At 40.2% G+C, this 18,022-nt stretch carries 18 protein-coding genes and 1 CRISPR repeat array; of the genes, 1 reads left to right on the top strand and 17 read right to left on the bottom strand.

Annotated features, from left to right (window positions below):
- Positions 1 to 98: 98 nt before the first annotated feature.
- From ACJMMI_RS03605 to ACJMMI_RS03560, 10 genes are read right to left on the bottom strand one after another with little or no spacing between them, the layout of a single operon-like run.
- Positions 99 to 1,790, bottom strand: coding sequence for a sulfate adenylyltransferase subunit 1 (locus tag ACJMMI_RS03605; RefSeq protein ID WP_405353646.1), 1,692 nt, complete (start codon positions 1,788 to 1,790; stop codon positions 99 to 101).
- Positions 1,747 to 3,282, bottom strand: a complete 1,536-nt coding sequence (locus tag ACJMMI_RS03600) for an adenylyl-sulfate reductase subunit alpha (RefSeq protein ID WP_405353644.1) — start codon at positions 3,280 to 3,282, stop codon at positions 1,747 to 1,749. Before ACJMMI_RS03600 ends, ACJMMI_RS03605 begins: the two co-directional genes overlap by 44 nt.
- A 28-nt stretch (positions 3,283 to 3,310) precedes the next feature.
- On the bottom strand, positions 3,311 to 4,219 hold the full coding sequence (locus ACJMMI_RS03595; RefSeq protein ID WP_405353642.1) for an NAD(P)/FAD-dependent oxidoreductase: 909 nt from the start codon (positions 4,217 to 4,219) through the stop codon (positions 3,311 to 3,313).
- A gap of 15 nt (positions 4,220 to 4,234) precedes the next feature.
- Positions 4,235 to 4,645, bottom strand: coding sequence for a M67 family metallopeptidase (locus ACJMMI_RS03590; RefSeq protein ID WP_405353640.1), 411 nt, complete (start codon positions 4,643 to 4,645; stop codon positions 4,235 to 4,237).
- Positions 4,642 to 5,454: a thiazole biosynthesis adenylyltransferase ThiF gene (thiF, locus tag ACJMMI_RS03585; protein ID WP_022235257.1), complete on the bottom strand. Its 813-nt coding sequence runs from the start codon at positions 5,452 to 5,454 to the stop codon at positions 4,642 to 4,644. The genes ACJMMI_RS03590 and thiF overlap by 4 nt, the downstream gene beginning before the upstream one ends.
- Positions 5,454 to 5,660, bottom strand: a complete 207-nt coding sequence (thiS, locus tag ACJMMI_RS03580; RefSeq protein ID WP_022235256.1) for a sulfur carrier protein ThiS — start codon at positions 5,658 to 5,660, stop codon at positions 5,454 to 5,456. The genes thiF and thiS overlap by 1 nt, the downstream gene beginning before the upstream one ends.
- A gap of 13 nt (positions 5,661 to 5,673) precedes the next feature.
- Positions 5,674 to 5,991, bottom strand: a complete 318-nt coding sequence (trxA, locus tag ACJMMI_RS03575; RefSeq protein ID WP_405353637.1) for a thioredoxin — start codon at positions 5,989 to 5,991, stop codon at positions 5,674 to 5,676.
- Complete coding sequence (locus ACJMMI_RS03570; protein WP_294656742.1) at positions 5,992 to 6,237, bottom strand: sulfurtransferase TusA family protein; 246 nt, start codon at positions 6,235 to 6,237, stop codon at positions 5,992 to 5,994. It abuts the gene before it with no gap.
- Positions 6,230 to 7,090 (bottom strand): 4Fe-4S binding protein, encoded by an 861-nt coding sequence (locus tag ACJMMI_RS03565; protein WP_405353635.1) that lies wholly within the window; start codon positions 7,088 to 7,090, stop codon positions 6,230 to 6,232. Before ACJMMI_RS03565 ends, ACJMMI_RS03570 begins: the two co-directional genes overlap by 8 nt.
- A gap of 16 nt (positions 7,091 to 7,106) precedes the next feature.
- Complete coding sequence (locus tag ACJMMI_RS03560) at positions 7,107 to 8,339, bottom strand: O-acetylhomoserine aminocarboxypropyltransferase/cysteine synthase family protein (RefSeq protein WP_405353633.1); 1,233 nt, start codon at positions 8,337 to 8,339, stop codon at positions 7,107 to 7,109.
- Positions 8,340 to 8,641: 302 nt separating this feature from the next.
- Here ACJMMI_RS03560 and ACJMMI_RS03555 point away from each other — a divergent pair, with 302 nt between their 5' ends.
- Positions 8,642 to 9,085: an RrF2 family transcriptional regulator gene (locus tag ACJMMI_RS03555; RefSeq protein WP_405353631.1), complete on the top strand. Its 444-nt coding sequence runs from the start codon at positions 8,642 to 8,644 to the stop codon at positions 9,083 to 9,085.
- 47 nt (positions 9,086 to 9,132) lie between these two features.
- Here the strand turns inward: ACJMMI_RS03555 and hemL are convergent, their stop codons facing one another.
- From hemL to ACJMMI_RS03520, 7 genes are all read right to left on the bottom strand, one after another.
- On the bottom strand, positions 9,133 to 10,395 hold the full coding sequence (gene hemL, locus ACJMMI_RS03550) for a glutamate-1-semialdehyde 2,1-aminomutase (RefSeq protein WP_405353630.1): 1,263 nt from the start codon (positions 10,393 to 10,395) through the stop codon (positions 9,133 to 9,135).
- 11 nt (positions 10,396 to 10,406) lie between these two features.
- Positions 10,407 to 11,378 carry a porphobilinogen synthase gene (gene hemB, locus ACJMMI_RS03545; RefSeq protein ID WP_405353628.1) on the bottom strand — a complete coding sequence of 324 codons (972 nt, stop codon included), beginning with the start codon at positions 11,376 to 11,378 and terminating at the stop codon, positions 10,407 to 10,409.
- Entirely contained in the window at positions 11,379 to 12,863 is a 1,485-nt protein-coding gene (cobA, locus tag ACJMMI_RS03540) for a uroporphyrinogen-III C-methyltransferase (RefSeq protein WP_405353626.1), read from the bottom strand.
- Positions 12,860 to 13,723: a hydroxymethylbilane synthase gene (hemC, locus tag ACJMMI_RS03535; RefSeq protein WP_405353624.1), complete on the bottom strand. Its 864-nt coding sequence runs from the start codon at positions 13,721 to 13,723 to the stop codon at positions 12,860 to 12,862. Before hemC ends, cobA begins: the two co-directional genes overlap by 4 nt.
- Position 13,724: 1 nt before the next feature.
- The gene (locus ACJMMI_RS03530) at positions 13,725 to 14,330 is read right to left on the bottom strand and encodes a bifunctional precorrin-2 dehydrogenase/sirohydrochlorin ferrochelatase (protein ID WP_405353622.1); all 606 of its coding nucleotides are present in this window, start codon (positions 14,328 to 14,330) and stop codon (positions 13,725 to 13,727) included.
- A complete protein-coding gene (gene hemA / locus ACJMMI_RS03525; RefSeq protein ID WP_405353620.1) occupies positions 14,330 to 15,466 on the bottom strand; it encodes a glutamyl-tRNA reductase in 1,137 nt (378 codons plus the stop codon). Before hemA ends, ACJMMI_RS03530 begins: the two co-directional genes overlap by 1 nt.
- A 173-nt stretch (positions 15,467 to 15,639) precedes the next feature.
- Complete coding sequence (locus ACJMMI_RS03520; RefSeq protein WP_405353619.1) at positions 15,640 to 16,698, bottom strand: sulfate/molybdate ABC transporter ATP-binding protein; 1,059 nt, start codon at positions 16,696 to 16,698, stop codon at positions 15,640 to 15,642.
- Between the two features lie 58 nt (positions 16,699 to 16,756).
- Positions 16,757 to 18,011: a CRISPR direct-repeat array (repeat unit 33 nt; unit sequence ATTTCAATCCACACCTTCTGTGTGGAAGGTGAC).
- Positions 18,012 to 18,022: the final 11 nt, after the last annotated feature.

Raw genomic sequence — 18,022 nt, 5'->3', positions numbered from 1 at the left:
TATATATAAGTTTTATAATTGACCTTTACACACCCTGCACCTGATGAAAAACCGCCCTGAGCATAACTCAGAGCGGTCAATGTATGTATTATGGTGGTTTATAGCTTTTGAATTACAATTTTTCTGTAGGTATTGAATTTAACCCACTTTGCAAAGAACGCTGAATCGTTAATATCTTCAAGCTTTTTGTACTCGTCAAGCATAGCTTTGATTTCTTCATCGCTGTTTGCTAAAATCTCAAAGCCTCTGCCATTGATAACAGGCACACCACTGTATTTGTAATCATCTACAGAAGTAATTGCTGTAATAACCTTGTTGCGTACGCTGACTGCAACAAGATCACGCAGAACAATAATATCAAAGCTGTCCGGATAAGAATAGCTGTCACCGCTTGTCGGAATTTCATCTCTGACAGTATAGGTTTCCCTTACAGGCTGATATTTAAGCACATTAAGGCTTGAAGTATCATAGTAGAATTCCTCAAAAATATCTCCTCTTGCCTCAAGGTCGCCGTACTTGAATGAAGCCTTTTCTGAGCCTGATACACCCTTCTGGCTTACCTTTTCAACCACACCGCAGGCAGATGTCATATTGGTTACACGGTTTATAAGGATAAGCTCACCTAAGGTTTTATGTGCAGAGAACAAGTCTGCCACAATCGGTTCAGTAAGCAAAAGGTTACATACGGCAATACCGTTTTTGTTTAAAGTATCTGCCTTGATATGCTCGCCTGTGTTTACATCAACTGCGTATTCAATGCCTGTGATAATACCGCTGATTGTCTTTGTGCCAAGTTTTACAAGGTAGTCTGTACCGACCGCAAGCGGTTCATCATCCATCCAAAGGATAGAAACATTGAGTTTCTGATATGACGCAAGCTTTGTGTCCTTTGCAAGAACACAGCCTCTTGAAACATCAACTTCTTTATCAAGTGTAATTGTAACAGGCTGTCCCTTGAAGGCAGTTTTAACATCGTTGCCGGCTGCAAGAATCTGCTTAACCTTAGCTTTTTCATTGCTCGGCAATGCGATAATCTCATCACCTACATTTATACTGCCTGATTCAATCTGACCCTGAAAGCCTCTGAAGGTGTGGTCAGGACGGCATACTCTCTGTACAGGAAGATAAAAGCCCTCTTCCTCTTCAGATGCTGTAACATCTACCTTTTCAAGGTATTCAAGAAGTGGTACACCGCTATACCAAGGAATGTTCTCTGACTTTACAGTTACATTGTCGCCCTCTGTGGCAGAAAGCGGAATAATGTAGATATTTTCAAGAGAAAGTTCTTTTTTAAGCTCATCAATCTGAGCTACGATTTCATTAAAACGCTGCTCGCTGTATTTTACAAGATCCATTTTATTTACTGCAAAAACAAAATGTCTTATACCCATAAGCTTACAGATTCTTGCGTGGCGTCTTGTCTGCACAAGCACACCCTGAGAAGCATCAATGAGAATTACGGCAAGGTCTGCAAATGACGCACCAACAGCCATATTTCTTGTGTATTCCTCGTGTCCGGGAGTATCGGCTACAATAAAGCTTCTGTTATCGGTTGTAAAATAACGGTAAGCAACATCAATAGTAATGCCCTGCTCACGCTCAGCCATAAGTCCGTCAAGCAAAAGTGAATAGTCAATGTCACCGTTACGGCTGCCAACCTTACTGTCAAGCTCAAGAGCCTTTTCCTGGTCGGCATAAATTAATTTTGCATCATACAGAATATGACCTATGAGTGTAGATTTACCGTCATCCACACTTCCGCAGGTAATAAACTTTAATAAACCTTTCATTAGAAATAGCCCTCCCTTCTCTAAGCTCATAAATATACATAAGTTCCTGAAAATTCTCTGCATACAAACTGTCGGAAAGCTTGATAAGCTGTTTTATTTTATAGTCCGCAATATCAAGCTGCTTTTCATTAAAACGGTAATTTGTTTTTATACCGCCTGCATAGCTGTCCATTACAGTCTGCATTGCTTCTTCAAGCTGTTCTGTTGAGTAACGGTTGTTTCTCTTTGTCAAAAAGCCCTCAACCTCAGCAATATGCTTATCTGTAGTTTCTTTGTCAAGCTGTGGTGCTTGTGCGTGATTGTTCACATACTCAACAGCCGACATACCTGCAATTTCACCCTCTGCAAGTGCACCTGTAACATACTTCTGCGGGCAGCCTCCTGCAACATCACCACCCGCAAACAAGCCGTCAATCGTTGTGGCTCTTTTGGTGTCAACCCAATATCCGCTTGCGGTGTGACCGCCTACAATATACGGCTCTGTTCCCTCAATTTCAACATTCTGCATTGACGGATTCTTTCCGCTTTCTATCCACTTGATAGTCTGCGATGGTGCCATATTGAGATACGCTTTTAAAAGTGACTCGTCCTGCTCAGGAGTAATGCCCTCTGTACGAAGATAGCAAGGACCTCTGCCCTCCTGATTTTCATTCACTGTACCGTAAACTCGTTCCGAGGTGGTGAGTCCATATTTGGTTTCATATACCTCGCCAAGTGAATTCACCTGTTTTGCACCCACACCCTGTGCAAGTGTACCCGTTGGTGCAATGGTGTCTTTACAACGGAGAGCAATAAAACGCATTTCAAATGTTGTCATCTCTGCTCCTGCATTAATACCCATTGCATAGCCTGCACCTGTGTTAAACGGCGGATACCACATCTTATGCCTTGAAAAGCCCGGATTATTCGGCTTATAAAGACCGGCAGCACCACCTGTGGCAACAATAACAGCCTTTGCCTCTATTATGTAAAAAGTATCATTTTCAATGCCAATTCCGTAAGCACCGTTAATTTTATTTTCTTTTACAGCAAAATCAATGATATTTACTCTGTTAAGAATTTCAACATTTTTTGCTTTTTCAACAGCCGCAGCAAGGATAGGCTTGATGTTTTCACCGTTTATTTTAAGGTTTCTATTACCCCTTGTAACATACTTACCGTTCTTATCCTTTAAAATAACCAGACCCAACTTTTCAAGTCTATCTGTTACCTCGTTAAGCTTTTCTGACATTGTCAAAAGAAGATCTTCTCTTACAATACCGTCTGCATCTTTCTTTGCATAATCAACATAATCCTGCGGCTTTCTGCCCTCAACGATATATGCGTTAAGTGCATTTACTCCTGCCGCAAGGCAGCCGCTGCGTTTGATATGTGCTTTTTCACAAATCAAAACCTTTTTATCGGAATTTTCCGAAATAGTGAGTGCGGCATAACAGCCGGCTGTACCTCCGCCTATTATCAGAATGTCCGTACTTAATTTTTCAATTTTCATAGGCTTCCTCTCCCTTTACACTCACATTTCATTTATTTTCAAGATAGTTTTCAGCTGACAATACGCAATTTGCACCGTCAGATACAGCAGTTACAACCTGTCTTAGCTTTTTAGTGCGAACATCGCCTGCAACAAAAATTCCCTTTGCTGAGGTTATGCCATCCTCGTCTGCAATAACATAGCCATTGCTGTCAATATCTGCCAAATCCTTTAGCAGTGCTGAATTTGGCACACTGCCGACTGCCACAAATACACCGTCAACCTTAATTTCATTAGCGTTTCCGTTTTGTAAAACACTGATTGATTCAACCTTGTTAGCTCCGCTGATTTTAGTAATCTGCGAATCGAGTAATATTTCAACATTAGGAATACTCTCAACCTTTTGCTGTAAGGTTTTGTTGGCTCTGAATTTATCTCTGCGGTGAATAAGATATACCTTTTTGGCAAATTTAGAAAGCAAAGCCGCATCGCCAAGAGCGGTATCTCCTCCGCCTGCAACAGCTGTTACCTTATCTTTATAAAAGGCAGCATCACAAACCGCACAATAAGATACTCCTCTGCCTGAAAATTCCTTTTCGCCCTCAACCATAAGCTTTCTGCGTTCTGTGCCGACAGCGTAAATTACGGTGTGAGTATCAATGGTATTGCCATTGTCAAGCTTAATGCTGTAGTCATTATTGTTAGGAATAATTTCTGTAACCTCGCCCTCCACAAACTCAGCACCAAGGCTTTCTGCGTGAGATCTGAATTTTTCGCCTAAATCAAAGCCGTTTTCACCATATAAACCCGGGTAATTATCTACACGCTCACTTTCTGCAATCTGACCTGTGCCAAGATAATTTTTCTCAATTACTACAGCCTTTAGTCCTGCACGCTGAGCGTAAATAGCCGAAGACAAACCTGCCGGTCCGCTTCCGATTATAACTATGTCGTACATAATTACCCTCCTTGTTTAGTAAATAACTAATTCTTCCTTTTCTGACTCTGTGCCGTTGATTTTAAATGAATTGAGCACAGGGTTTTCTCTGTCCATAAGTGACAGAATCATATAGCTTGCCTTGCTGTCATATGCAAGACGCTTGTCCTCATCGGACGGTCTTGACGGTGACTCCGGATGCGAATGCCAGTTACCAAGAGGTACTAAACCATTCTGACGCATATCCTTTACCGCTGTAAGCTGTTCCTTTGGATCAAGTGAAAAATGCTCGTTTGAATGGTCGATATTTGTAAGAAGATAAACCTTTTTAATCTCCTTATTTTCGCCGTCAACCGCACCTGCAATCAATCCGCAAGCCTCGTTAGGCAACTCACTTTCTGCGTGAGCCACAATTTTATTATAATCAGCTTTTGATAATTTAATCATAAATGAACACCGTCACATTCTGCCTGTTCGTAGTCGATAAGCTCAGTAATTGTAGGATGATCACCGCATACTGCACAATTATGTGTATTGCTCGGAAGCTTGATTTTTCTAAACTCCATTTTAAGTGCATCATAAGTAAGTAAATATCCTGTGAGCAAATCGCCCTTGCCAAGAATATACTTGATAGCCTCCATTGCCTGCAAGCTGCCGATAACACCGCCCATTGCACCGATTACGCCTGCCTGCTTACAGGTAGGAACTGCATCCTTTGGCGGTGGGTTCTTGAATACGCAACGGTAGCAAGGACCTTCACCCGGTACATATGTCATAAGCTGTCCCTGAAATCTGATAATACCTGCGTGTGAGAAAGGCTTCTTAGCCATTACACAAGCATCATTAATAAGGAACTTTGCCGGAAAATTATCTGTACCGTCAATGATAAAATCGTAATCCTTGATGAGATCCATTATATTTTCACTTGTAACAAATGTATGGTAAGTTTTTACCGTAACATCAGGATTCATAGCCTCCATAGTTTCCTTAGCAGACTCTACCTTTGGCTTGCCCACATCCTTTGTAGCGTGAATAATCTGTCGCTGAAGGTTTGAAAGGTCAACCTCGTCTGCATCTGCAATGCCGATTGTACCAATACCGGCAGCCGCAAGATACATTGCTACAGGAGCACCAAGTCCGCCTGCACCAATAATAAGTACTTTAGCATTGAGCAATTTTTTCTGACCCTTTGCACCAACCTCTTTGAGAATGATGTGACGGGAATAACGCTCAAGCTGTTCGTTTGTAAATGCCATTACTGACCGCCTCCCATGAAATAAAGAAATTCTACTACATCTCCGTCCTTGAGTACGGTTTCCTCAAAAGTACCGCTTGCAAGGAATTCATCGTTTACGCTTACTGTTACATACTCAGGTGTTTCAACATCCTCGTCAATAATAAGCTGTGCTACTGTAAGTCCTTCTGCTACTTCCTTTTTATTTCCTGCAACTGTGATTGTCATAATAATAACCCCTTTAAATTAATTTTTCAATAGCTTCTTTAATTTCCGCTTGCTTTACAGCACCTCTGAGTCTTGCCTCTTCCTTGCCGTTTTTAAAGAAAACCAAGGTAGGTGCTGCCTGCACTTCGTATCTTTCTGCAAGATCAGAATCAAAATTTATATTAATTTTTACAACCTTGAGCTTTTCACCGTACTCTTCTTCAAGAGCATAAAGTACAGGAGAAAGTCTTTTGCAAGGCACACAGCTGTCTGAATAAAAATCAGCCAGAACTGTTTTATCAGCCTGCAAAACCTCTTGTTCAAAATCGTTTGCACTAACTCTTGCCGGCATTTAATCACCAACCTTTTTAACTATAAGATTATAAGTACCGTCCTCATTATCAATAAGCTTTAAAATCTGGTGTCCCTCTTCCTTAATGCTTCTCGGAACATTCTGCACAGGCTCACCGTCATTCATTTTAACACTTAAAATCTGACCCTCGTCAAGCTCCTCAAGAGCTACTTTTGCCTTTACAAATGTTGTTGGGCAAACAACATCGGTAATATCTACTGTATCGTCAATAATAAAATCAGCCATTGTACGCCTCCAAAATCTTCTCTTCAAATTTTTCTCTGCCTACTCTGTCGATGGTGAACTTAAAGCGTTCGCTCGGCTTTGCGTTTTCTTCAAAGAAATTAACAGCCGTATCGCAGATTTTCAAAAGCTTTTCCTTATCCTCAATAAAAGGAATAATTGTTTCACCCTTGTTGATTGAATTACCGAAAAGTCCGCCGAATGAAACTATGTAGCCATGAACGGTATCCCATGCATCTGTCGGGCAAGCCTTAAAGCATCTGCCACAGAAATTACACTTTGACTTGTCAACGGAAATTTTTCCATCCTCAAGAGTGATAGCACCCTGTCGGCAAGCCTTTACGCAAACTCCGCAGCCGATACAATTGCTTTCTTTCCAGTCAACCTTTATACCACCCTTAATGCCGAGGTCGTTTTCCTCAGATTTAAGGCAGTTATTCTGACAGCCTGTAATACCAAACTTAAACTTGTGAGGGAGCTCCTTTGCAAAATATCTTTCATCAAGCTCCTTTGCAAGTGCATATGTGTCAATACAACCGCTTGGGCATATTGCCTGACCCTGACAAGCTGTAATTGTTCTTACTCTCGGACCGCACACACCGGGCTCAACATCGCCCTCGGCAAGTGCTGCCTTAACATTTTCTACATCATCAAGTTTAATAAAAGGAATTTCAACGCTCTGTCTTGAGGTAAGATGTACATAGCCGTCACCGAAATTTTCAGCTACCTCGGCAATCTTTGCAAGCTGCTTTGCTGTAAGACTTCCGCCTACTACTCTTAAACGGAGTGAGAAATTATTCTTTTGCTTTTGACGCATAAATCCGCCTTTTTTCAATGTTGAATAATCAACTGCCATTTTGAATCCCCCAAAACTAATTGTTTATTTTACTTATTGCATTTTTAAAGTCCTCTATTAAATCTGCAATGTCCTCTATTCCAACGCTTATTCTTATTGTGTCGTCAAACACACCCGCACTTTCTTTTTGTTGTACTGTACTGTGTGCGTAAATTGTGCTTGACGGATGAATTACCAATGTTCGTGTGTCACCGATATTTGTAGCATTAGTTGCAAACTTTAAATTATTGATAAGCTCAAAGGCTTTTTCCTTGCTGCCTACTCTTATGGTTAAAATTGCTCCGCCCTTTCCCTTTAAAAGCTTTTGAGAAAGTGTGTAATACTCAGAGCTTTTAAGTGCGGGATAATTAACCTCTACACCGTCCTGCGATTCAAAAAATTCTGCAAGCTGTAACGAATTGCTACAAAGACGCTCCATTCTGAGTCCCAAGGTTTCAAGACCCACAGAATTTAGAAAAGCATTAAACGGTGCAAGACAACAACCGAAGTTTCGCCATATGCCGTTTCTCAGCTTTGCAAGATAAGCAAGCTTACCGTACTTTTTATATGGCTCTAAGCCTTTATACTTTTCTGTATTCCATTCAAACTTGCCGCTGTCAATTATTATTCCGCTTATTGCGTTTCCTCCGCCGTTGATATACTTTGAAGTTGAATGAACAACAATGTCAGCACCAAAATCTATTGGGTGTACAAGATACGGTGTTGCTGTTGTGCTGTCTATAATCAACGGTATATTGTAGCTATGCACAAGCTGTGCCACAGACTCAATATCTACAACATCAAGCTTTGGATTGCCGATAAGCTCGGCAAACACCGCTTTAGTGTGTTCATTTATAAGCGGCTCTATATTCTTTGGTGTAACCTCCTCCACAAAATGTGCGGTAACACCAAACGGCTCTAAATCCCTGAGCAAATCAATAGTTCCGCCAAAAAGGCCTGCACCAACGATTATTTCATCACCGGACTCCAATATATTAAGAAGTGCCATTGTAACTGCCGCCATACCTGACGAACACGCAACAGCACCTGCACCGTTTTCAAGGGCAGCAATTCGGTTTTCAAATGAAGCCACCGTAGGATTGCCTATTCTTGAGTAAGCATATCCAGGTGCTTTATTATTAAACACCTTTTCAAGCTGTTCGGCAGAGCTGTGCGAAAATGCACTTACCTGATAAATAGGAGTCATAGTAGAGCCTGACGCCTTATCACCGCTAAAATTTTTGTGTAATAATGCTGTATTAAACTCCATAAGCTTCCCATCCCTTTTAAATCAAAATTGCTTAGTCAATGCTTATCCTGCAAAAGCTTATCTGCAAGATGATACTGTAGATTATAACGCATTTAACTTACTATTTCAATAGGTTTTGTAGGAATTTCCCTTTTTAACAATTTTTATTTCATATTTTGCTAAAATATGTCATTATATACAATGCTTATTTGTTTAGTAGGTATTGATTTTTCTTTAAAAAAATGTTAATCTATAATTAATACGCTTAGTCAGGCATATTCTGCTCCAAAACAGGCTTTTCTACTGTATAAGGGGCTGATTAATTGAAAATATCAACAAAAGTGGAGTTTGGCATTATGGCAATAATCGACATAGCTGTGTATTCTCAAAACGGCTGTGCGGTTACTGCTCCGGACATTGCCAAGCGACACAATATTTCTAAAAAATATCTTGAGCAAATACTCCCCTCTCTCACCTCGGCAGGACTTATAAGAGGTCAGAAAGGGCTCAACGGCGGATATGTAATTGCAAAGGATTTTACAAGTATTACTTTTAAAGACATCATAAACGCTCTTGACACACGAGTGCTCAACGATGTTTACTTTGACAGCAAAGACCGCAGCGACATTATGATGGAACTGATAAACGACAAACTTTGGGGTGCAATGTCAGCGTACCTCCAAAACTATGCCGAAAGTATAACTCTTGCAGAAATTGCCGAGCATTACAGACAAAACGAAATCATTGCACAGGCTAAGGCTGTGTAATATACAAAAAGGTACAGCAAAATCGCTGCACCTTTTTTGTTTGTGTTTTATTTTAAATTCCTGATAGCCTCTATAGTTTTATCTATATCCTCATCGGTATGTGCAAAGGAAACGAACATTGCCTCAAACTGTGACGGAGCGGTATATATGCCGTTGTCCTGCATATGTCTGAAATACTCGGCAAAGCGAGCGGTATCAGCAGTTTTGGCTGTATCATAATCTTTTACCTTTTCATCAGTAAAGAACACCGTCATAATTGAACCTACACGATTCACATTCATTCCCGATTCTTTCATGGCATTTTCAAGCTGAGCAGAAATTTCCTCAAGTCTTGTATAGATTTCTTTTTCGTTTTCCTCAAGAATTTTCAGAGTTTCAATTCCTGCACTTACTGCCACAGGATTGCCCGAAAGTGTGCCTGCCTGATACACCGAGCCAAGAGGAGCAACGCATTGCATTACCTCTTTTTTACCGCCATATACAGCCAACGGCATACCTCCGCCAACAATTTTGCCGAGTGTAGTTAGGTCAGGTGTAACATTATAATATTTCTGAGCACCGCCAATGCTAAGGCGAAAGCCTGTAATAACCTCATCAAAAATAAGCAGAGAATTGTATTTAAGAGTTATATCTCTCAAAAACTGCAAAAATCCCTCTTTCGGTGGTACAACACCCATATTTGCAGCACAAGGCTCAACAATCACACAGGCAATGTCATCGCCATGTTCTTCAAAAAGCTTTTCAACAGACTCTTTATTATTGTACTTTGCAAGCAAGGTATTGTCAGTATAACCCTTTGGAACGCCTGCACTGTCGGGTATAGAATTTGTGAGTAGTCCTGAACCCGACTTTACAAGCAAGCCGTCCGAATGGCCGTGATAACAACCCTCAAACTTAATAATTTTATCTCTTTTGGTATATCCTCTTGCGGCACGAATTGCACTCATTACAGCCTCTGTGCCTGAATTAACAAGTCTGAGCATTTCCATTGACGGAAAATGCTTTTTAATAAGCTGTGCAAGCTCAATTTCACCGCTGTGACAAGCACCAAAAGTAAGCCCCTGTCGGCAAGTTTGGGTGACTGAATTTATAACTCTTTCATTAGCGTGTCCGAGAATGTTCGGCCCCCATGAACAGATATAATCTATATACTCATTGCCATCAACATCATAAATTTTAGAACCTTTTGCATGGTCAATAAACAGTGGTGCTCTGCCCACAGAACGGCACGCACGAACAGGGCTGTTTACTCCGCCCGGCATAAAATGTTGAGCCTCTTCGTATAGCTTTTCCGATTTCTGAGTATTCATTTCTGCACCCCTTACTTATAAAATTCATCAATCCACTTTGCGGCGTCAAGTGCGTGGTAAGTAATGATAATATCTGCACCGGCTCTTTTTATGGCAATTAAATTTTCTGAAACAATCTTTTTTTCATCAATCCAGCCTTTTTCAGCCGCTGCCTTAACCATAGCGTATTCACCGCTTACATTGTATGCAACAAGCGGCAAATCAAATCGTTCGCTTGCGGCTTTTACCACATCAAGGTATGCAAGTGCAGGCTTTACCATAACCATATCGGCACCCTCCTCAATGTCATCTTCAATCTCACGCAGAGCCTCTTTACCGTTTGCATAGTCCATCTGATAGCTCTTTCTGTCGCCAAATTCAGGTGCAGACTCGGCGGCATCTCTGAACGGTGAATAATATGCAGAAGCAAATTTTGCACTGTATGATAGGATAGGTGTGTCAATAAAGCCGTTTTCGTCAAGTGCACTTCTGATAGCCGACACCCTGCCATCCATCATATCCGACGGTGCAATAATATCCGCACCCGCCTTAGCAAGGCTTACAGCCATTTTTGAAAGCAAAGGCAAGGTTTCGTCATTTAAAATTTTATGACCACATACAACACCGCAATGGCCGTGGCTTGTATATTCACAAAGGCAGACATCGGCAATTATAAGCATTGACGGATATTTCACCTTGATGTAACGGATTGCCTGCTGGGTAATTCCGTTTTCATCGTAAGCACCGCTTGCAATTTCGTCCTTATGCTGTGGAATACCGAAAATAAGAATGCCCGCAATTCCGCTTTCAACTATTTCCGCTAAAATTTCATCTACTCTGTCAAGTGAATACTGATATACATTCGGCATGGACTCAACAGGCTTTTTTATATTTTCTCCCTCGGCAACAAAAATAGGATAAATCAAATCGCCCTTATCTACTCTTGTTTCACGCACAAGGCTGCGGATATTTTCATTTGCTCTCAGTCGTCTGAATCTTCTCATTTAAACCACTCTCTTTTTTACATCTGAAATAATTGTATTTATAATTCCGACCACATCTTTTGTTCTGGCAATTTTGTAGTCGCTTATATTATGACTGCTTAGTGCCTTTGCGGTTATCTCTCCTATGCAGACAATTTTTGTATTGTCTGAAATGGTATATCCGCTTTCAAAAAATGCGTTTACACCCGATGAGCTTGCAAAGGTTATGTAATCAGCGGTAATTGTGCTTGCCTCTGAGTTTTTCTCTGACAAAATATCATATGTTTTTACATCATCATAGCTGACATTGCTATCGCTTAAAATTTGCGTAAGCTCTCTTGACCCATTTTCGGCACGCATAATAAGCACTCGCTCATCTGCTTTTACTGTATCTGCCAAAAGATTGCCCAAATCCACAGAAGTATAAACCTTTGGAATAATATCTGCAAAAATTCCGTATTTTTCAAGAACACCGGCTGTACCGCTGCCTATAACGGCAAATTTTACATTGCAAAGCTTGCGTACATCAAGCTTTAACGCTCTCAATCTTTTAATAAAAATTTCTGCACCGTTCATACTTGTAAGCACTATGTAATTATAATTATCAATATTTTGCAGTGCGTTGTCAAGCTGAGTATTTTGCTGATACTCTTTAACGCTTAGATAATCAATGCAGTTAATTCTTGCACCGAGTGCCATTAGCTCTCTGCCAAGCTTTGACGAAAGCTTATGAGTGCCTGTAACAGCTACATTGATATTTTTAAGCGGTTTTTCTATGGTAGCTGAAAAATCAAAACCGGCTACCTCGCCCACAATAATTATTGCAGGCGGCTCTGCCTTGCTCTGCTCAGCAAGCTGACATATGTTTTTCAGTGTGCCCCTAACTGTGCTATCCTTTGCGTATGCACCGTTTGAAACAATGGCAACGGGTGTGCTTTCGTTCTTTCCGTTTGTGACAAGACCGCTTACAATCTCAGGCAGTTTTCTAAGTCCCATAAGAAAAACAAGTGTTCCGTCAAGCTTTGCGTACTCTCTTATATTTTCGGGCAAGGTATCCTGTGCCGTATGACCTGTGATTATATGCACACTGCGGCTTAAATTCCTGTGTGTTACAGGGATTCCGGCTAACTCGGGAACTGCTATTGCCGAGGAAATACCGGGCACTACTTCATACTGTATGCCTGCGTTTTGCAGTGCCTGTACCTCTTCTCCTCCTCTGCCAAAAACAAAAGGGTCACCGCCTTTAAGACGCACAACCGTTTTTCCCTCTTTAGCCTTAGCTATTAAAATTTCATTGATATTCTCCTGCTTTTCGCTGTGTCTGCCTGCCCTCTTGCCAACACAAATTTTCTCTGCACTGCTGTCTGCATACTCAAGCAACAGCTTATCCGTAAGGCTGTCATATACCACAACTTCAGCTTTTTTAAGGCAGTTCTGCCCACGCAGAGTAATTAAATCATAGTCACCGCAGCCGGCACCTACAAGATATACCTTTCCTTTATTCATAGCTTTTCCACCAGCCTTTTTGCAAGAATAAATCTGTCTTTTATATCTGCACTGTCTGTCACAATATGTTTGCAGTCCGTTGAAACTGTAAGCTCAATTCGGCCGTCTTTTACCTTTGAATACGCACCAACAGGCATACCGCAGTCAGCATTAAGAAGCTTTGGAATCTGCCTCTCGGTTTCAAATTCAAACATAGTTTGTGAATGACATACTTTTCTGAGCATATCTGATACCACGCTGTTTTTTCTGCTCTCTGCAACTATAATTGCCTGACAAGGTGCCGGCAAAAAAGCTGTTGGTTCAAACGGTGTTGCGGTATAATCGCTGCTGTTATAAAGAGAAAGTCTTTCAAGCCCTGCCGCCGCAAGAATAATACCGTCATACTCATTATTTAACAGCTTTTTTATTCGTGTGTCAACATTTCCTCTTATATCTTTAATCTGAACAAGGGGATATAATTTTTTGATAAAGCCTTGGCGTCTTAGGCTTCCTGTGCCAACTACAAAATTCGAACTGTTGCTTATAGGTTTATCATTTCTTGTAAGAAGTACATCTCTGTAATTACCACGCTGTAGTGCCGAGGATATTTCAAGACCCTGAGCAAGCTCAAGAGGTAAATCCTTGGCACTATGCACTGCCATATCCACCTCACCGCTTTGTAACGCATTTTCAAGTTCAGATATAAACACACCCTTACCGCCTATCATTGCAAGCGGTTTGTCGAGTATTTTATCACCCTTTGTTGAAATATGCACTATTTCTATTTCCAAATCTGAAAATTTGCTTTTCAAAGCATTTGCAAACATTTCCGTCTGGGCAAGTGCTAACTTGCTTTTTCGTGTGCCTATTTTAATTTTCATATCAGCTTTGTTCCTTTATGATTTTATCTACAATGTCATTATTTATTTTTTCACCGCAAATGCACATATTCATAAGCTTTGAAAACACCCTTTTTCTCACTTCTTCATCAGCGGTATTTTTCTTTATATAATCTCTGTAGTGCCAGAGGATTTCTGCGGTTTCATCGTTTGTACTCTCAAGTAAATTCAAGAACTGTTCTTTTAAGTACTTTGCAAATATCGGACTTTTACCCGAAGTGGTAATTCCTGCGGTAACGGAATTTTTCTTTGCTATGGCAGGGAAAATAAATCCGCATTTTTCCTTGTCATCAACTGTATTTACAAGTATATTTTTCGCCTTGCAAAGTTCAAAAATATGTGCGTTGATCTGCTCGTTATCGGTAGCACTAATAACACAAAAAGCATTTTCCAAATCACTGTCTATAAATTCATGCTCAATTATTTTTACATCAAGTTTTAAAATTTCTTTGTTTATTTTAGGTGATACCACAGTAATTTTGGGATTAAACGGAAGCAGTTTTTCAATCTTTCGCAACGCAACCGTTCCGCCGCCTACCACAAGAATATTTTTATTTTCTATATCAATATAAAACGGAAAATATGCCATTATATCTTTTCTCCACAGCTTTTGAAAGCGTCAAGTATTTTTATAAATTCATCTGAAGGCAAATTAGCCTTGAATTTATATATTATTTCTTCTAAAGAATTTTCGCTAAGCTTATTTTTAACAGTCTGCATATAAGGCAAAAAATTATGAAAGGCAATATCCTTTTTCAGAACATCACATTCTTCCCTGATAATTTCCTTTGCACTCTCAACGCTGTCAAGTTTTAATTCATTATTACCCTTAGCCAGCTTCTCAAAATAATCTATGCCAATAAGCCGCAAGTCTTTTATTTGCTCTACCGTACTGTCAATATCAGGCGGTACAGCTAAATCAATAAAAAGCCTTGGCTTGTCAGTTTTTATGCTTTGCTTTAAGTCATAATATGTAATAGTATAGTGCGGACTTGCTGTTGCACTCACCACACAATCGGCAGAGTCAATATAACTGTATCTGTCGGCATAGTCGGCTATGGCAATACTCTGTCTGTTTTGCACAGTCTGAGCCTTGTGCTTTCTTGAGGTTGCTGTAACAGTTACATTTTTGTATGACAACAGATTTTTTACAAGTGTAGTTCCGATTTTACCTGTTGCACCGATAACAAGAACATTTACTCTGTCCTTAAAGTGTGCAATTTCATTGCCTGCAAGAGTTGCAGTTGATACCGAAGTTTTTGAAAGTGCAGTTTGAGTTTTAATCTTTTTGGCACAAGCCATTGCAGACTGAAAAGTCATATTAAGCTCGTAGCCTGTCATACCCATATCCTTTGCAGATGTGTAGGCAAGCTTGATTTGCCCAAGTATTTCATCTTCACCAATAACCATTGATTCAATGCCGCTTGCAACCCTGAAAAGATGACATACAGCCTTATCTGCGTAGAACAAATACAGATGCTTTTTCAATAAATCGCAGTCTATACCACAGTATCTTGAAAGCAGATTTTCTGCAATACTCACACTCTGCTCATTTCCGCAAAAGTACAGTTCTGTTCTGTTGCAGGTACAAACTATCAGACACTCGCTGACATTTTCATCTGTAATAAATTCTGCAAGAAAATTCTTTTGTACGCTTTCAGAGAAGGCAAGCTTTTTTCTTATATTCACATCAGAATTTTTATAATTAACGCTTATGCAATACATCAGTTTCACCCAAAAACAATTATACTCTGTCAGTCAACCGCAAAGAGTATTTCATATTAAACCTACTAAATTAATATGTTTTATTATACTCTTATCAACAAATAATGTCAATATTATTCATTCAAATCCATTCTAAAGCAAACACACCGATTTTTTCAATCGGTGTGCTGAAATTAAATAATAACTGATTCTTCTGCAAGCGATTTGTTTTCAAGTATAAATACCTCATCGCCCTTTGTAACGAATAATCTGTACAAAAATACATTTACCTTTTCTCCCACAGTCACAGCAGGCTCTTCAAGACCTCTTACGCCCCTGATAATTCCGCCGTCACATTTTACGGTAATTTCAATATTGTTTCCTCTGAAAGCGGTGCTAATCACTTCACCGACAGATACAGAGGCTTTCTGTCTGAATGACTCATTAAGCTTTGTTATTTTTATAAACTCAGGTCGCACAATGGCTTTTTCTGCACCGTCAACCACATCAAATGTTCTGAATTTTGTGTAATCATCAAGCACAGTTGTTTGACCAAAAAATGATGCCGAAAACGAAGTCTGCGGCTTTTGATAAATTTCAATCGGAGTACCTATCTGCTCAATTCTGCCTTTGTTGGTAATAATGATTTCATCGGCAACTTCAATCGCCTCGTCCTGATCGTGTGTAACAAATATACTTGTTACACCAAGCTTTTCAATCATTTCTTTAAGCCAAGAGCGAAGCTCCTGCCTTACCTTTGCGTCAATAGCCGCAAAAGGCTCATCAAGAAGCAAAAGTGTTGGGTTTGGTGCTAACGCTCTTGCAAAGGCAACCCTCTGTTTCTGACCGCCTGAAAGCTGGCTTGGATAACGCTTTTCAAGTCCCTTTAATCCGATAAGCTCAACAAGCTCGTTTACTCTTTCCTTGATAAACTTCTTATCCTTTTTCTGAATTTTTAAGCCAAAGGCAATGTTATCAAAAACTGTCATATATCTGAAAAGTGCATAGTTCTGAAATACAAAGCCAATGCCTCTTTTACTTGCAGGAATATCATTTACAACCTTGCCGTCAATAATTATTTCACCGCTGTCAGGAGTTTCAAGTCCTGCTATCATTCTCAAAATTGTAGTTTTTCCGCTACCTGACGGGCCTAAAAGTCCTATAAGCTTGCCCTGCTCAATTCCGAAATTAACATTATCAGAAGCCTTGTAATTGCCAAAGGTTTTATTTATATTTTTAAGCTCAACATACATTACGATTCCTTCTTTCCTTTGTACTCTATTACACTTCTGACAATCAGAATTATTAGAGATTTCAATCCACACCTTCTGTGTGGAAGGTGACGCCAGAGCGACAGCGTATCAATTATAAAGTCAACAGATTTCAATCCACACCTTCTGTGTGGAAGGTGACGTTTGGTGAAATTCCGCAGGGCGTTGATTATGAGCAATTTCAATCCACACCTTCTGTGTGGAAGGTGACCGCACCTCCTTATCAGGCTTATTATAATAGCCGTATTTCAATCCACACCTTATGTGTGGAAGGTGACCTACCGATTTTTGTTTATGAAACAAGTTGAAAAGGGATTTCAATCCACACCTTCTGTGTGGAAGGTGACGTGCGGAAGAGTTCATCAGGCTTATGGTTGAAGAATTTCAATCCACACCTTCTGTGTGGAAGGTGACTTCACAAATTAAGTCGTATGTCATATTTCATTTTTATTTCAATCCACACCTTCTGTGTGGAAGGTGACTCAATGATTAATTTTTTTAAAAAATATGACGGTTGCATTTCAATCCACACCTTCTGTGTGGAAGGTGACGCTACATATCCAAACGGCATTATTGATAATGATGATTTCAATCCACACCTTCTGTGTGGAAGGTGACAACACCCATTTATTCATATAAGTGGTTTTGCCACTTATTTCAATCCACACCTTCTGTGTGGAAGGTGACCCGGGGAAAAAGGCAATCATAATCGACCATGTGGATTTCAATCCACACCTTCTGTGTGGAAGGTGACGAGTTGAGATTGAGGAAGTTCGACCTAAAGTCGATTTCAATCCACACCTTCTGTGTGGAAGGTGACAAACAGTCGGACAATATACTGGTATGCTCGATAAATTTCAATCCACACCTTCTGTGTGGAAGGTGACCCCGGAGGCGACTACGAAAATTACGATTATTCAGGATTTCAATCCACACCTTCTGTGTGGAAGGTGACGTGTTTTTGACAAATTCGTAGCCTTCGCCCGTTATTTCAATCCACACCTTCTGTGTGGAAGGTGACATTGCACCATTAATGATAAACTCAACCACAGTCGATTTCAATCCACACCTTCTGTGTGGAAGGTGACCTAAAAAAGAATGTCTTGAAGATGGATATTACAGCATTTCAATCCACACCTTCTGTGTGGAAGGTGACCGCAAGTTTTTACAAGGGTTGCTAAACCTCTTCGAATTTCAATCCACACCTTCTGTGTGGAAGGTGACTTGACCCTAAAAAATATAAAGTAAAAGTCATAGAGGGCATTTCAATCCACACCTTCTGTGTGGAAGGTGACAGTCTTTAAGT

The organism is Ruminococcus sp. (assembly GCF_045129435.1).
Lineage (GTDB): Bacteria > Bacillota > Clostridia > Oscillospirales > Acutalibacteraceae > Ruminococcoides.
The sequence above is the reverse complement of the archived record's forward strand: the minus strand, read 5'-3'. Positions and strand labels throughout refer to the sequence as shown.

What these genes read in the sequence shown, in the direction of transcription:
- ACJMMI_RS03605 (WP_405353646.1), bottom strand. Translation starts at nt 1,790, where the DNA reads ATGAAAGGTTTATTAAAGTTTATTACCTGCGGAAGTGTGGATGACGGT.
- ACJMMI_RS03600 (WP_405353644.1), bottom strand. Translation starts at nt 3,282, where the DNA reads ATGAAAATTGAAAAATTAAGTACGGACATTCTGATAATAGGCGGAGGT.
- ACJMMI_RS03595 (WP_405353642.1), bottom strand. Translation starts at nt 4,219, where the DNA reads ATGTACGACATAGTTATAATCGGAAGCGGACCGGCAGGTTTGTCTTCG.
- ACJMMI_RS03590 (WP_405353640.1), bottom strand. Translation starts at nt 4,645, where the DNA reads ATGATTAAATTATCAAAAGCTGATTATAATAAAATTGTGGCTCACGCA.
- thiF (WP_022235257.1), bottom strand. Translation starts at nt 5,454, where the DNA reads ATGGCATTTACAAACGAACAGCTTGAGCGTTATTCCCGTCACATCATT.
- thiS (WP_022235256.1), bottom strand. Translation starts at nt 5,660, where the DNA reads ATGACAATCACAGTTGCAGGAAATAAAAAGGAAGTAGCAGAAGGACTT.
- trxA (WP_405353637.1), bottom strand. Translation starts at nt 5,991, where the DNA reads ATGCCGGCAAGAGTTAGTGCAAACGATTTTGAACAAGAGGTTTTGCAG.
- ACJMMI_RS03570 (WP_294656742.1), bottom strand. Translation starts at nt 6,237, where the DNA reads ATGGCTGATTTTATTATTGACGATACAGTAGATATTACCGATGTTGTT.
- ACJMMI_RS03565 (WP_405353635.1), bottom strand. Translation starts at nt 7,090, where the DNA reads ATGGCAGTTGATTATTCAACATTGAAAAAAGGCGGATTTATGCGTCAA.
- ACJMMI_RS03560 (WP_405353633.1), bottom strand. Translation starts at nt 8,339, where the DNA reads ATGGAGTTTAATACAGCATTATTACACAAAAATTTTAGCGGTGATAAG.
- hemL (WP_405353630.1), bottom strand. Translation starts at nt 10,395, where the DNA reads ATGAATACTCAGAAATCGGAAAAGCTATACGAAGAGGCTCAACATTTT.
- hemB (WP_405353628.1), bottom strand. Translation starts at nt 11,378, where the DNA reads ATGAGAAGATTCAGACGACTGAGAGCAAATGAAAATATCCGCAGCCTT.
- cobA (WP_405353626.1), bottom strand. Translation starts at nt 12,863, where the DNA reads ATGAATAAAGGAAAGGTATATCTTGTAGGTGCCGGCTGCGGTGACTAT.
- hemC (WP_405353624.1), bottom strand. Translation starts at nt 13,723, where the DNA reads ATGAAAATTAAAATAGGCACACGAAAAAGCAAGTTAGCACTTGCCCAG.
- ACJMMI_RS03530 (WP_405353622.1), bottom strand. Translation starts at nt 14,330, where the DNA reads ATGGCATATTTTCCGTTTTATATTGATATAGAAAATAAAAATATTCTT.
- hemA (WP_405353620.1), bottom strand. Translation starts at nt 15,466, where the DNA reads ATGTATTGCATAAGCGTTAATTATAAAAATTCTGATGTGAATATAAGA.
- ACJMMI_RS03520 (WP_405353619.1), bottom strand. Translation starts at nt 16,698, where the DNA reads ATGTATGTTGAGCTTAAAAATATAAATAAAACCTTTGGCAATTACAAG.